Source organism: Paenibacillus sp. FW507-14B1B, from assembly GCF_058781425.1.
Window position 1 is genome coordinate 1,258,252 of record NZ_JBYSWS010000001.1, and the last position, 14,122, is coordinate 1,272,373.

The 14,122-nt window shown below is 36.6% G+C and carries 23 protein-coding genes; all 23 read right to left on the bottom strand.

The features are described 5' to 3' along the window. Positions 1-24: 24 nt before the first annotated feature. The 23 genes from AC3WJJ_RS06005 to AC3WJJ_RS06115 all read right to left on the bottom strand — a co-directional run bounded on the left by AC3WJJ_RS06005 (position 25) and on the right by AC3WJJ_RS06115 (position 14,121). Positions 25-483: an NUDIX domain-containing protein gene (locus tag AC3WJJ_RS06005; protein WP_492538847.1), complete on the bottom strand. Its 459-nt coding sequence runs from the start codon at positions 481-483 to the stop codon at positions 25-27. Positions 484-814: 331 nt separating this feature from the next. Continuing rightward, positions 815-1,234 carry a 3-hydroxyacyl-ACP dehydratase FabZ family protein gene (locus AC3WJJ_RS06010; RefSeq protein WP_492539608.1) on the bottom strand — a complete coding sequence of 140 codons (420 nt, stop codon included), beginning with the start codon at positions 1,232-1,234 and terminating at the stop codon, positions 815-817. A gap of 86 nt (positions 1,235-1,320) precedes the next feature. Continuing rightward, positions 1,321-1,977, bottom strand: coding sequence for an SMI1/KNR4 family protein (locus AC3WJJ_RS06015; protein ID WP_492538849.1), 657 nt, complete (start codon positions 1,975-1,977; stop codon positions 1,321-1,323). A 63-nt stretch (positions 1,978-2,040) separates the two neighbouring features. Further along, entirely contained in the window at positions 2,041-2,559 is a 519-nt protein-coding gene (locus tag AC3WJJ_RS06020) for an NUDIX domain-containing protein (protein ID WP_492538851.1), read from the bottom strand. A gap of 53 nt (positions 2,560-2,612) precedes the next feature. Next, on the bottom strand, positions 2,613-3,329 hold the full coding sequence (locus tag AC3WJJ_RS06025; RefSeq protein WP_492538853.1) for a class I SAM-dependent methyltransferase: 717 nt from the start codon (positions 3,327-3,329) through the stop codon (positions 2,613-2,615). Positions 3,330-3,535: 206 nt separating this feature from the next. Next, the gene (locus AC3WJJ_RS06030; RefSeq protein ID WP_492538855.1) at positions 3,536-3,715 is read right to left on the bottom strand and encodes a type II toxin-antitoxin system antitoxin; all 180 of its coding nucleotides are present in this window, start codon (positions 3,713-3,715) and stop codon (positions 3,536-3,538) included. A gap of 10 nt (positions 3,716-3,725) precedes the next feature. After that, positions 3,726-4,586: an SPFH domain-containing protein gene (locus AC3WJJ_RS06035; protein WP_492538857.1), complete on the bottom strand. Its 861-nt coding sequence runs from the start codon at positions 4,584-4,586 to the stop codon at positions 3,726-3,728. Positions 4,587-4,703: 117 nt separating this feature from the next. Further along, positions 4,704-5,117 carry a YhfM domain-containing protein gene (locus AC3WJJ_RS06040; RefSeq protein WP_492538859.1) on the bottom strand — a complete coding sequence of 138 codons (414 nt, stop codon included), beginning with the start codon at positions 5,115-5,117 and terminating at the stop codon, positions 4,704-4,706. Positions 5,118-5,147: 30 nt separating this feature from the next. Then, entirely contained in the window at positions 5,148-5,648 is a 501-nt protein-coding gene (locus AC3WJJ_RS06045) for an NUDIX domain-containing protein (RefSeq protein WP_492538861.1), read from the bottom strand. Between the two features lie 129 nt (positions 5,649-5,777). Beyond that, positions 5,778-6,278, bottom strand: a complete 501-nt coding sequence (locus AC3WJJ_RS06050) for an NUDIX domain-containing protein (RefSeq protein ID WP_492538863.1) — start codon at positions 6,276-6,278, stop codon at positions 5,778-5,780. Positions 6,279-6,319: 41 nt separating this feature from the next. Further along, a complete protein-coding gene (gene pyrE / locus AC3WJJ_RS06055) occupies positions 6,320-6,850 on the bottom strand; it encodes an orotate phosphoribosyltransferase (protein ID WP_492538865.1) in 531 nt (176 codons plus the stop codon). Between the two features lie 52 nt (positions 6,851-6,902). Next, positions 6,903-7,361, bottom strand: a complete 459-nt coding sequence (locus tag AC3WJJ_RS06060; RefSeq protein ID WP_422660584.1) for an NUDIX domain-containing protein — start codon at positions 7,359-7,361, stop codon at positions 6,903-6,905. 24 nt (positions 7,362-7,385) lie between these two features. Beyond that, entirely contained in the window at positions 7,386-7,775 is a 390-nt protein-coding gene (locus AC3WJJ_RS06065) for a hypothetical protein (RefSeq protein WP_492538868.1), read from the bottom strand. Positions 7,776-7,988: 213 nt separating this feature from the next. Then, positions 7,989-8,147 (bottom strand): hypothetical protein, encoded by a 159-nt coding sequence (locus AC3WJJ_RS06070; RefSeq protein ID WP_422660582.1) that lies wholly within the window; start codon positions 8,145-8,147, stop codon positions 7,989-7,991. 75 nt (positions 8,148-8,222) lie between these two features. Further along, positions 8,223-8,696: a GNAT family N-acetyltransferase gene (locus AC3WJJ_RS06075; RefSeq protein ID WP_492538870.1), complete on the bottom strand. Its 474-nt coding sequence runs from the start codon at positions 8,694-8,696 to the stop codon at positions 8,223-8,225. Positions 8,697-8,752: 56 nt separating this feature from the next. Further along, on the bottom strand, positions 8,753-9,136 hold the full coding sequence (locus tag AC3WJJ_RS06080; RefSeq protein WP_492538872.1) for a hypothetical protein: 384 nt from the start codon (positions 9,134-9,136) through the stop codon (positions 8,753-8,755). Continuing rightward, entirely contained in the window at positions 9,133-10,002 is an 870-nt protein-coding gene (locus tag AC3WJJ_RS06085) for a GNAT family N-acetyltransferase (protein ID WP_492538874.1), read from the bottom strand. Before AC3WJJ_RS06085 ends, AC3WJJ_RS06080 begins: the two co-directional genes overlap by 4 nt. Positions 10,003-10,039: 37 nt before the next feature. After that, positions 10,040-10,324 (bottom strand): hypothetical protein, encoded by a 285-nt coding sequence (locus tag AC3WJJ_RS06090; RefSeq protein WP_422660579.1) that lies wholly within the window; start codon positions 10,322-10,324, stop codon positions 10,040-10,042. 5 nt (positions 10,325-10,329) lie between these two features. Beyond that, the gene (locus tag AC3WJJ_RS06095; protein WP_492538876.1) at positions 10,330-10,860 is read right to left on the bottom strand and encodes a GNAT family N-acetyltransferase; all 531 of its coding nucleotides are present in this window, start codon (positions 10,858-10,860) and stop codon (positions 10,330-10,332) included. Positions 10,861-10,867: 7 nt separating this feature from the next. Next, the gene (locus AC3WJJ_RS06100) at positions 10,868-11,746 is read right to left on the bottom strand and encodes a P-loop NTPase family protein (protein ID WP_492538878.1); all 879 of its coding nucleotides are present in this window, start codon (positions 11,744-11,746) and stop codon (positions 10,868-10,870) included. A 322-nt stretch (positions 11,747-12,068) separates the two neighbouring features. After that, positions 12,069-12,653: a histidine phosphatase family protein gene (locus tag AC3WJJ_RS06105; protein WP_492538880.1), complete on the bottom strand. Its 585-nt coding sequence runs from the start codon at positions 12,651-12,653 to the stop codon at positions 12,069-12,071. Between the two features lie 627 nt (positions 12,654-13,280). Beyond that, complete coding sequence (locus AC3WJJ_RS06110; RefSeq protein WP_492538882.1) at positions 13,281-13,853, bottom strand: class I SAM-dependent methyltransferase; 573 nt, start codon at positions 13,851-13,853, stop codon at positions 13,281-13,283. After that, positions 13,846-14,121, bottom strand: a complete 276-nt coding sequence (locus AC3WJJ_RS06115) for a hypothetical protein (protein WP_492538884.1) — start codon at positions 14,119-14,121, stop codon at positions 13,846-13,848. The genes AC3WJJ_RS06110 and AC3WJJ_RS06115 overlap by 8 nt, the downstream gene beginning before the upstream one ends. Position 14,122 lies beyond the last annotated feature (1 nt).

The following is a 14,122-nucleotide window of genomic DNA, read 5'->3' on the forward strand; positions in this document are numbered from 1 at the left end:
TACCTCCTCTTATACAGCATGGCCCTATACTTCTTCTATTATTTCCTGCAAACTACCAAGCCACTCTGGATAATAATCACGTTCTTTACATTCATTAATTAATCTTGCAATATACTCACGATCACATTCTGTAAAAGATTCCTTATCTAATAAACTAATCCAGATTAAATCCTTCAGATTTCGTTCATCCATAGTTAGGTGCATCTCTTCTGGGTCGCATCCTAACTTACAGCTCTGGTTCCCAATATCAATCAGGAAGGTATGATGTCCTTCTGCTATTTCTTGATTGAACCTAAAAAGAATCTCCCCTTTTACTTGAGCTTCCTCCATCAGTTCTCGTAAAACCGCTTCCTCTGGAGTTTCCCCCTGTTCGATCCTTCCACCAATGAAAGAATGACGTAATTCGTTATGGCTAGAAGCCATCCCATATGCGAATAACATCGCTTGATCTCTAATAATTATTGCTTGGGCACGTTGTCTCATGAGTATCATCCTTTTTACATCAATAATTTTGTACCAGAAGTAACAGCATCTAGCACCTTCATACTAATATCTGGAAGATGATTAAGCAATGAAAAAGGACTAGAGCTCGTATGCTCAGTCCTTTTCAGCCAATATGTATTATTTTATTTTCGCATAGAGCAGCGTATCTCCAGTCTTCTATTCTCATAAACTAGACTCTTTCAGCTCAGTAATAAATCCATTCGTATTCCTGTCCCCTAGATATTCCTCTATAAGTACTATATTCGAATAAACCCCAATCAAGTGGGAAACCACGGTATCTATTCCGCTTTCTTCTTTTCTCTCTGATGAACTATCCCTCAGTAGACTTTTGGATATATATCATAATCTCTTCTGCTCTGATAATGACTTTATCTTCAACTGTAGCTTCTCCTCTACCTAGTACAAAGCCTCTTCGGTTCTTCACAACCTCATAAAACAATTCAATTCGATCACCAGGATATGCCTCTCCTAAAATTTCTACACCACTAATAGACGAAAGAAATCCTAAACTTTTCTCTTGCTCAATTGTTGCAAATGCTCCCAATTGCGCTAATGCCTCCACAATCATCATACTCGGCATACATTGATGTGATTCAGTAATAAACCACTCATTCCATGTCACATTCTTATAACCCTTAACCCATTTGCCCTGTTCTATCGCTGTAATCCGGTCTATCATTAAAAATGGATATCGATGAGGAATGACACTTGGAATATCAATCATATTTATGTTCCTCACCTCCACCAGAAACTTGATTTGAATTCTTTAACTGAACTCCCATATGAAGACTCCTTATTTCGTATTTTCCACCTTACTTATATATTTATGTCTAAAAAATCTCTTAACTCATGTGCTAAATCACTTTCAGGTACTATTCCACTTTCTCTCGTTAGAACAAATGGAATCCACTGCCAGTCCTCAGGTCCAGCGAATCCAATTCTTGACCAATTATCAATAAACGCAATAAAATTATGGCCTAGCGTATAACCATGTCCATTACCATCATCATGACTCAAATATATAATTGAATATTCTGTTTGTTTACTTAAATCAAATGCAAAATAATCACCATTCCCTACTTCTAGAAAAGCTAGCTTCTGGTGCCACACTTTATCATAATTGTCTTCTGGATCAGGAAAAACATGGTCGACCCATCCTCTTCTCTCTTCATCAAGCTCCACAATTTTGTTTAAGTTCCAGTAAACTCGTCCACTAAAAACCCCTCTATATTCATAAGGAAGTTCAAAATTATCTGGTAAATACCAGCGAAAACTAAATTCAGCTGAGAAATTTAACAAGATATACTTAAAACTTTCCGGTAATAAGACGCCCAACTTATTCTCTACGGATTGTATTTGATCTTTCGTAGCAGGATCTTTAATGATTAGTTCATGAACCTCTCCACCGATTTCTCTAATCCGTTTGGCTATCCGGTCAATACGCTCTCTAAACAATTCAAATGAAAAAGACATTATGCATTTTCCTTTACTATTATTAATATTTTTTTCTTAGTACTTCATCTAGCTATTTTCAAATCAACCATTCACTTTTTCTCTAACCTTCTCTAAAATCGCTAAATCTCTTCGCTGAATAAATTGCCCGATATAGTTGTTAGGTCTATCATTCCTAAGTGTTAAAATTGCTTCCTCAATTCCAATCCAAATAAGCTGGAAACCTGAATCTAATTCTTGGTTAGTATATTTAGGCGAGCCAATCTCTCCTACCACCTTACAGAAGTAACTGTAGGATAATTGAAGTAATTCATGTTTATTTCTGTACTCAATGACCATTCCTATCTCGTCCATGATATCTATCTGTGATCCAACTTCTTCTATGATTTCTCGTTTCAGAGCAGTATGTAAGCTCTCTTCTCCTTCAACACCACCGCCAGGGGGTTTATGGTAATTATTCTTGGAGACATATAATAAGGCAATCTTTCCTTCGCAGTTCGCCAATACAGCTCTACATGCTTTTCTAACATGAAATTTAATATTTTCAAGTTCACTACTGCTTTCAATGATTTCACTTTCAAGTATTTCAGCGATTAACTCCAATGGGGTTCCCTCTTTATGTATCTTTTTTTGTGATCACTCGCGCTTCATAATTCTTACTTTTTCCTCCACAGCGACGTCCACAAAAATGGCACACCGAACCGTTCACTGTCTTCATTCATTTCCTTCATCATCCTTAATTCTATACACTCGAAATAATCAGATAAAAGATATCGAATCTTTTCTTCTGTAAATGCAAGCCCGCCTCTCATTCCCTGCTCTTCATATACATCCCAATCACTCAACTCAAACTCTGGCCCGCCTAATCCACCAAATCCCGGAGCAAAACAAGTTAAACCAAAATATCCTCCAGACTTTAATCCATCATGAATCATCTTAAGATATTGAATCCTGCGGTGAGGAAGTAGTCCATGCATACACCCTGAATCGTAAATAAAATCATATTCGTTGATTGGAGATAATTCGAAAACCGATTGGCATTTAAATTGAACATCCAAAGATAACTTTACCGCTCTTTCTTTGGCCCAATCGATCGCCACTTGGGATATATCGACTGCTTCTACATCAAATCCATTAGCACCTAGAAAAAGAGCATTCCTTCCAGGCCCACATCCTAACTCCAAAACTCTGCCCCTTTGAATCATGCCAGTATGTACATAAGAAACTAAATTCTCATCTGGTTTATTGTTGAAAAAGGGAACCTTTCGTTCCCGATCTGAATAAAAAGGATCCCAAAAATGAGTTGAAGGTTTGAATTGGGAATCTAGCAACCTAAAGAGATCCTCCTGGCTTTTAATGGTGTGTTCTTTCATATATTCATTCCTCCCTTAGAGTTTTGCACCATGTTCATCTACTCCAAGATACGTTGTTATAAGAATTAATTAATCTTAGAATTCGGTATTTCTAGACTAATTCCTCTTATAAGATACAAAAGGACAGATACATAACAGATAAGATGATCTGATGTATCTATCCTTTTTACTGCTCAGTCTGTATTTATTTAGACACTATTTACTTCCTACTCATGACTTTCCTTGTCATCACTATCTTTTTTCAATCTTCCAGCTTTCTTCACTGCTTGCTTTAGAATAATCTCGATTTGAGCATTGACGCTTCGCAACTCGTCATCTGCCCATTTTTCAAGCGCGTCATAGAGCTTGGGGTCAATTCTTAGCGGGTAAGCTTTACGTTTGGCCATTTAGTTAATCCTAGTGGATGCTTCCTGTATTAATGACAGGTTGCGTCCCTTTTTCAGAAACAATCGCAACCATCAGGTTATTCACCATTTGTGCCTTTTTATCATCATCTAACTCAACTACCCCTTCAGCCGCTAATTGCTCTATTGCGCTTTTTACTAAACCGACAGCCCCATCTACAATGACTTTACGTGCTGATAATACGGCCTGTGCTTGTTGTCTCTGTAACATAGCAGATGCAACTTCAGATGAGTAAGCTAGGTGCATAATACGTGCTTCCATAACATCAACGCCAGCTACCGCCAGACGACTTTGAAGATCTTGTGCCAAAAAGTCAGCAATCTCATCGCTATTCTTCCGTAGTGACATATCCGTATCTTTATCAAAATGATCATACGCATATTGACTTGCAATATGACGAATGCCTGTTTCACTTTGAATCTGAACAAACTCTTCGTAATCTTCTACATCGAACGTAGCTTTTGCACTATCCGATACTTTATAAACAACGACTGCGGCAATTTCAATCGGATTACCTTCCAGATCATTTACCTTTAGCTTTTCACTGTTAAAGTTAATGACACGAAGAGAAACTCTCGACTTAACGGTTAAGGGAAGAGCTACCCATAGCCCTTGCTCTCGAATTACACCGATATACGTTCCGAATAAAGTAAGCACTTTGGCTTCGTTTGGTTGAACAACGGTTATGCCTGAAAGAATAAACAAAGCTACAATGAACAAAAGAACTGGAATAACCAAAGCTGCGCTAACCGTATCCGTGGAAATAAACATAAATCCAGCGAGTACGATAAGGAGCAGTGACACAATAATACCGTAATAACCGTTCATTTTGAATGCTTGTTTCTCGTGCATTTCTACAAACCCCCTACATATCAATGTGATATCACAATAATATCATGTGGACGAAGGAATTGGCAATGAATATAGGGGTTAGATTAGCTTTTTCATCTCCAGATTTTAGGAAATGAATCATTTAAAAATATCTTTAAGTTCTGTCCGATCTGTTTCATTTAAAATATAATGTCCACTCTCATCTTCATCCATAAATAAATCACCACCATCATCTATCCACAAGTATAATTTCTTAGACTGGCCACTCTTCAAGCTCATCTCCACCTCATAATCAGGAGGTCGAATATCAAGTTTACCTTGATTGTAAACACTATTATTTATTGCATTCATAAACACTTTAATTTCTTGCTGAGTCAGACTCCGAGCAGAGTCTTTTTTATTCTTTATTTTAATTTCACTAATATTTTCTACGCTGATATTGTTGTTATTTTCCCATGTGTTCGCACTATTATTTTCCTTGATATTCTGACAGCCAAATAGAACTAGAGTAAGCGTTAGGATGGAAACAACTACAATCATTTTATGGTTCATATGCTTCTCTCCTCTTCTACTCAAACTAATTTAACCTTCAATAAATCTTGGTACTTTAACAGAGTTTCTATTCGTTATCCATTCAGCTAATACATCTCTTGTAGGGGCACCCATTATAAAATTATGGTCTTGCTTCGGATGCGCCATATAATCAGTAATTTCATCTAAAGGTATCCAGGCTATTCCGATTTGATGTACATCTGGGGTCTGTCCTACTTTAGCTTCTCCATCCGCTCTTGCTTCACATAGAAAAGTAAAATCAATCTGGTGTACATCCGGTTCCAGTTCATAAAATTGTGAATCTCTCTTAGCTATAAACTCGTTAATAAATAGTAACTCATGACTTAAAACTTCTAAATCGGTTTCTTCCTTAACTTCCCGCTTTAAGGCATCTGTAATACTTTCGGCATGATTTTGTCCTCCACCCGGGAGAACGTAAAAGACCCCTTGAGCACCAGTTCTTCTTAAGACAAGAAGTTTACCTCCTTGAATGATTATGGCCCTTGCAGCAGTTCGAATCAGAGTGCACACCTACTTTATGTGTATTTACGATATAAAAATCCTAGATACTTTTCAGAAAATCAAATATACACCACCAAAATACCACTGTTATAAGAAGTCGAATTCAGTTTCTATAGCCATTTCACACACTTATACACCTTAAAATGTACTTGTCTCTTCAAGCCTGGACCATTGTATGCTAGGTATCTGTTCTTTACTTGTCGTGATTATTCCAACATAAATATGCTCTGAATTTGGATTATGTAAATAATGTTCGATCGTGAACTTAATAATTTTAGACATATGTAAACTCATTAAATCATTCTTATGTATCCAGAATAATTCACCTTCATCGGAAGATATAAAATTCGTATGCTCCGTATCACCAAAATAAACATATTGCTGACGAATTTCTCCACTGCCACTTTCTATTAAAATATACTTGAGTCTAAAGTTCTTAATCTCGCTTTTTTTGAATCCAGTTTCCTCTTCAATCTCGCGATAACTTGCTAGCTTGGGATGATTAAGCTCCTCATATTCGAGATGCCCTCCAATACCGCCCCAAAACTCGAAATCAAATATCTTACTTCTTTCCTTTTTCATCATCAATACATTGTCTTGGTTAAACAAAAAAGCCGTTGCCATTTGTCTTACTTCCATATGACACCTTCCTTTACTTCAGAAAATGAATGATTTATTATCTATCTAACGTTCCCCGCGCTTAATAGTTCTTCCATTTTGAATAACGAATGTACTTTAAGTCCGATCTCTTCTAACTTACTTCTACCTTCTGGATTTCTCTCAATGACACATATAACATCCGTAACGATAGCTCCCGCTTCTCTTAAATCATGGGTACTTAAAATCACTTGCCCACCGGTTGTAATTACATCCTCTACTACACAAATCCGCTTGCCTACAATACTAGTTCCCTCAGCAAGCTTGCAGGTTCCATATTCTTTTGCTTTTTTTCGTACAAAAGCTGCAGGAATATTTGACTTCAGTGAGAGGGCAGTAGCAATAGGTATACCTCCCATCTCTAAACCGGCTAACACTTCGATTCCTTCAGGTAATAAATCAAATAATTCTTCTGCGACCTTAGATAATATAACTGGATCTGATTCGAATAAGTACTTATCAAAATATTCACTCGAAACCTGTCCCGATCTTAGAGTAAATTCACCTGTTAAATGAGCGATCTCATAAATTTGCTTGGCTAATTCATTTGTCATTGTTGATTGCCTCCATATTTTGATTATTGTTATGTATCTTGTAGTGATTTCTTTATGTCCTCAATAATGTACTTACCTCTTTCTTTAGGTCATCAAATACAGGTCTTTGTACAGTACTTATGTCTTCAATATTAATATCCTCGATTGATTTGAATTCAAGTTTTAATGATTCTCGGGTTTCATCGGAATAAATAAGAGTTTTCCTGTCTTCAGCAATTCTCCCCTCTAAATCAACCCTAGCATTAAAAATAAACATAACGAAAACAACTTCATTCCCGTCAGGATATCTATACTTCATGCGTGAACCACTATAAACCGTATAAAGTTCATATTGTTGTACTTCTAATCCTGTCTCCTCAAATACTTCTCGTATCATAGTCTCTTCAATAGATTCACCCGCTTCCATCCCACCGCCAGGAAGTCCCCAATTACCGTAATCAGATCTTCTTTGGAGTAATATCCTACCTTGGTTGTCTCGAATGATGGCTCCCCCAGTTACTAATATCCTCATCCTCAATTACTCCTCCCGTTCTCTCTATACGATAGGTCCCTCAATTGCCTTACTAAGGATCAGCTTGAATTCTGCAGTATCTGAAGATTTATTTTTTATATAGACTCGGTATTTCCCGTCCTCTGGAATAGAAATGACCACGGACCCGGTTCCTTCTCTCACGAGTTCTTTGTACACTTTTTCAGTCGAAATAGACTTTAGTCCAATTTCTAGCGATCTTGCCTCTTCACTACTCACTGATAGTGTGAACGACTCTCCTTTTCTAAACGGCAGCTCTCCAAAATTATTGCTCCCTTCACCACTGAGCCTTATAAAAAAATCTTTGCCGTCCCTAGTTTCTATACTCCCTGCTTCTCTCATCAAGGCCACAGCAATGCTCACAAGGATCATTGCGACTTTCTGCATTGCTTGCACAATCTCCCCTCCCTCGATAATCTCTTACTGTCATCCACTATTCATTGATTATACAAATACAATAAGATCGATAATACATTGTTATATGAAATTAATATTATCAAATCTCTAAAAATGTCCAAAGTAAGTGTTGCTCAACTGACCTAGATGGCTCTCATCTTAGTCAGTAAGGCCCACGCAAAGTCAGCAACTAGGTGCGACAGAAAAATCTTCTTACTCCTCTTTCATAAAGAGGCCCACACAGACTAGAATGAATCCGATAGCCCCAATAAAAACTTCATTTCCATAAAATCTTATTCCCGGTTCTCCTTGAATGAATAAACTAACTAAAATTAATGCTGCACCGAATATCATAATTTTTATTGATTTCATCATAGATGCACCTTTCATCATTGTTTCTTGTGGTTTTGAATTATTATCTTATAGTGTTTACATGTTCACGTCCAGTTAGGTCATATACTTCTCATAAAACACGATTGTCATTTTTTCGTTTATCACTTCTATATGTTCCGTTCTCGTATAGCCCAACTTCTCGTATAGGTAGCAATTCCCGTGTTCTTGCAGAATGGTGTCTAGTTCCCACACGATCGCGTCATTATACATCTCTTCGATCATTGCAAATACTTGCTGCGCAATTCTTTGTCCTTGATGTTCCGGTAGAATAAATATAGGACTGATGCGATATGTTTTATTGCTTTTTCTGATGATTCTAATAGCACCAACGGGAATGGAGGTATTTTTAATGATGTAATACTCCGAGAATGATTGATGCATTCGACTGATTACTCGTTCAATGGTCTCATTCGCAGGACTTGTTTCATAATCCTGATATTTATGTAACAAAGGTATGAATGCTTTGATTTGCATTTCAAGAATATCAGAAGCGTCGTTTAAATCTGCCTTACTAAGAGAAATCTTCAATGTGCTCTTCCTCCAGTCATCCCCAGTAAATGACGTGAAATTGAAACTACATGCCCTTAACGCTGTCTTGAGTAGTTTATTTCAATATTCTCATTACTTAAAATCATTTCATTTTTCTTTAATTCTACTTCAAATAATGAGTCTTCTATTAAAATTTCATTCTTTGATTTCCATTCATATTTCATATCTTTTGTTTCATCATTAAATTTCTTTTGAGGTATTCCACCTTCGATTGCTACCGTATTAAAATGTTTAGCATGAATCGTAGTGTCGGTTATTTCTAAATAATTAAAATGCTCCTCATCACTTCCGACTTTCTGAGTTACTTGATTACCTTCCCAGACTCCAAGTATTAAACTTTTATTATCTTGTGCACAACCGGATATCAGGAATTGGACTGAAACGACGAATAAGACAGCGATTATTCTAAAAGATTTCATTTGAACTCCTCTCTGTTTGATTCAAAAGTATGTTCTGCAAAACAAGCCAATTCCTCAAAATCATTTCTCTCGTAAAGCTGCTTCGCTCTTACATTAGATTTTGCGATACGTAAATAAACTTGTTTCAGATGCTTACTAAGCATCATATGTCTAATACAATGAGCCAAGATTAGGCTTCCGTAACCTCGATTTTGATACTCTGGGGAGACAACAATATCCTGAATGTAATTACCATTCACTATGTATGCACCTACTAGGTGTCCATCGATCCAGAACGATCGAAACTCATCTTTCTCTATTTTCTCTAGAAGACTTGATTGGAATGTTTGTGAATTTGTGCAGTACCAATCTGTGCGCCATCCATTGTCTTTATTTAATTGAAAATATGCCTCATCAAACAAATGCACTAAATCTTCCAACATGCTATCCTCATATTGTTTCTCTATTAGATCTGTTTGAGATACTGCTGGTGCTTCTTGACGATTGTACACAAGGTGATATCCTTCCATATCCACTTTAAAACCAAGGCTTTGTACAAACTCTATAGCCTCAATATTTTTTCCATAGATGTTAAAACATAATTCTCTTTCATTCACTGCATCTATGAATGGCTTTATCTTGAACCAGATGAGATCTTTATAGCATTCATTCTTAGGTCCATATAAAAAAGAATAATAAGCAATATTGCAATCATCCATCTCGGCTATACAAAACACACCATGACTATCAATGGACTGATCATAATAAAACACGGTCACCTTGTCTTCATGGAATGCTTCGTTCACGAAAATCCTTGCCTGTGGTGATATTTTTCCTATTAGGTTTAGAATATCTTCTTTTGTTTCTGGGTCTAATCCAGCATTCATAAATTCCCTCCAATTCTCCGCTATGTACATGAACACATTAATCCCGCTTACACAATCCAATAGTACTTACGATTATCCCAATGAAGATGGTAATGAAGCTTAGGCTAGGATAATACATCCGAAAATCAGCAATTGCATTGAAAACAAAACCTAGAACAATGAACTGCAAACCGAACAACATAACTTTCTTCCCATCTAAAACTCGGAAAAAAATGAATAAAGCAATTAACCCTATAATTATCGCTACGATGATTAAAATACTAATGACCTTAAACCCTAATTCAGAAAGTTGAAAAATATTATCAACATCAGAAGCACTCATAAGCTTCACTCCTTTTTCAATTTAGAGAATATTACCGCGTCCACAAATCTGTCATTCTTAAAATAATACTCATTCAATAATCCTTCTTTCGTAAATCCTGATTTCTCTAACAATCCCCTAGATTTTACGTTCTCAGGATGTATCAAAGCCTGGATTCGATTGAATCCCAAATCTTTAAACCCAAAATAAATAGCAGATTCTAATACTTCGGTCATGTACCCTTGGCTCCAGTGTTCAGGTGATAATTCATACCCTATTTCAGCTTTATAATGTTTTTTAGACCAATTAAAAAACCCACACGTTCCAATAACTCGATCTTCTGATCTAAGCGTAATTCCCCATCTTATCCCTTGGAGGCTATCGAATCTATCATTCCAAAACTGGATTAAATCTTCTGCTTGCCGTACCTCTGTAAAACGATCCAAATCATAAAACGCCGTTACTTCATCCGTTGAAAAATAATGATATACAGCAGCTGCATCTTCTTGCCGCAATTGTCTAAGGACCAACCTTTGGGTTTTAAGTACCGGGAACATCATCATTTTATTCCTCTCTTAAAGTTCTGTTCATTTCGTCTTCTCCTTGCAAGAAATCTCTTACGTCCTGTAATACAACATCCCAATGAAATGCAGAATTATTCATTGATATTGTATTCATATCTAATTGATCTACAATATTTAACTCATATTCTTTTCGTTTCTTCAACACTTCATAGACTCCATTCAAACCTTGATATTCATTTTCTTTTCCATACCCTTGTTCCGTAAAATACCATATTAAATGTCTCAGCCACTCTGCTGAACGCTCTTTTTTAACTCTTTCAATGGTTGATCTAATATCATCTTGATAGAAGTAAATGAGCTTAGGATTCAAGGGAATTATGATCTGCTCTAGCCTTTTTATAAAGTCTATGATTTTCTCTTCAGAGCAGTTAAATCGCCCAAACATCATCGTAACCGGATTTTGCATAAAACAACATTCTAATACCACCGTTTCACGAGTCTGTTGAACTTCTCTAACGAATTGTTGCCACTTTTCAAACGTTAACTCTTGATATAGATCTAGGGAAAGATTATATACATCTGATTGTCTTAACGCATCGATTAAGTCTTTATAGGTTTCTGTATCAATTTGCTCCTGTAATTTTCCATAGCTAGTTAGCTTATATTCTTGTACATCATCAGTAACCTGATCTAATACATCCGTTAATTCTGGGAACTTGTCCTTCAGCTCTCCATATTCCTTAATCCCAAGACAAGCAACAGACTCATAGTCCGCTGGATGATTTACATCACCTTCGAGATACAATTGAGTGGGTATTCCCCCTCTCTCCAACCAGTCCTTGATATACGTTGCTGTAGATGTTTTACCCGATCCTGGTATTCCTTCAACTAGAATTAATCTGGTATGATTCAAGTTCATTACGCCGCTCCTTATAAGTGTTTAACAAGTTAGTTATGACAACAAACTCCCTATCTACGTATGAAGAAGGGAGTTTGTCTTTCTTAACTGATCCGAAATACTGGACCTTTTGGAGAAAAAGGTAGCTCATTGCCCTTAGGCAGCAAATAAGCATGATCACGCCGAATGATTAGTCGATCACAAGCGGAGTTCCCAATGCCTGAGGCAATAGATGTACTCCTTTTTCTTGAAATATAATCTTATTATAACAAAAACCGCCATTATGGCGGTTCTAAATAAAAAATATGCATTACGGTCATGGCTCGCTAGATTAACCAGAAGGTTATCTACTTCCCAAGTGCTTTGTACAATTATAAAGATTACATTGCCAAATATTATCTCTATTACGCTCAATCACTGTTAATGCCGCATTATCAATATATGTTTTGGTGAAAAACTCAGGTAATAGTCGTTGTAAAGTCAACCCTATTAGCGCTCCGTGACTCACGATTAGAACATGTTGATCAGGGTGCCGAAAGCTTATCTCATCGAGAAAATGGATTCCTCGCCTTGCGACTTCATCATAGGGCTCCATTCCGATGTCCTTAAGGCGCCACTCCTCTCCCCATTGTAAGATCCGCTCTTCTTCTGTTGTCCCTTCGATAAGCCCACAGTTAATCTCCCTAAGTCGCTCATCTGTAGTAACAGAGTTAATCCCCAAAGCTGCGCTTATCACTTCGGATGTTTTGTAAGCCCTCGTTAAATCACTTGAATAAACCATGTCCCAACGTTCTTGTGAAACTCTGTTGGCTATAGCCTCTGCTTGTCTTAGTCCTGCTTGATTCAAAGGAATATCCGAGATTCCTTGAGCCTTACCAAGTTCATTCCAATCGGTTATTCCGTGCCTAATTAGTCCAATGATTGTCATGATATGCTCCTACCAGCCTTCACTTGAGTGATGAATGATGAATGCAGTAAATAAATAAAATGTATTAAAAATGTATTAATTGAATATCAGATCTAAGATTTCTTCCCCTGAATCTTGTGGATAAGATAGCACAGAGAACAAAACAGTCGTTAGAATGGTCAATACCCATACTAAAAGTTTTAGTGTTTTATTTAGTTTTCTAGAATTATATAAACTAATAAAGATTATCATACTGTTGATAAAATATATCCCTACTAAATACACAATGCGCTGAAGGCCTGTATATGGAAAATGATATACTAAAAGTGTAATTGTAAGCATGGAATTGTAAGCATGGAAGGTAGCATTGCTAGAACTAATTTATCTTGAATATTTCTTATCCCTAAATTATGGGAACCCCTGAATACAGGCATCCTAAAATAGTATCTTTTGCAGTCAGAGCACACAAATCTATAAGGAATAAAGAGCGGTATCAAAGCAATTAGCGCTCCGTAATCTACACTCCCCGTGAAAAAATAAAAAGATAAGAATATATAAATCGACAGTAATAATCTAGTTACATATGAACTGGTTTGTTTGACATGAATACTTTGGCAAGCTAAGCAGCCCTTCATTATTGTCCTCCATCTATCCCTTAACCGCATCTATGATTAAGGATACAAAGCCTAATTCCCCATTATTATTTCTATGGTCATAACGATACGATCGATAGATAAAACCTTCTTCTGGATCCCACTCGTTATAATGAAACTGACCAGCTTCATCACAATACTCAAGCAGTTTGACAGCAAAACCTGCCTCATTGAATAAAATGCTAAGTGTTTTGTAATTATGTACAATTTTATGGCTCGCTGCTGGGTGATCTTTGGGTCCAGGCCCACCTACTTGCACTATGTTCTGATACCATTCATTCCTGAAATATCCATCTGGAACAGCACAACGAATATATCCACCAGGTCTTAAATAATCAAAACAGATTTTTGCTGCTTCCACACCTTCTTCAAAAGATAGATGTTCCCAGACATGCTCTGATAAAATAGCACTTATTCTTTTTTCTCCAAATGACTTGTCCCAGTCCATTCGATTCAATAAATTCAGTTCATATTCTTGCGTCTGTATCCAACCAGAATATGATTGTGACGAAGCTCCAACAATAATCTTAATGGGTTGTTTGGGGTCAATACTTGAAATATCAATCATATATACCTCGCTCCGTTTTTACGATTTCATTCGTTTCTGGATCATAATAAAAGTAATATAATATTTTCTCATCATTTTTATAAAGCCAGTAGCCATCCTGACTACTTCCCCCAGTCACTTGACCATAAATATCAAATCCATTCGGGAACGATATTTGTGGCTGAGAGGAATCAACCATTCTTACCTCTTGTTTCATATCATATATTTGATATACTAAAAAACTTATAATCAGAATTAGGCCAGTCATGATCAGATTTGAATTTTTCATA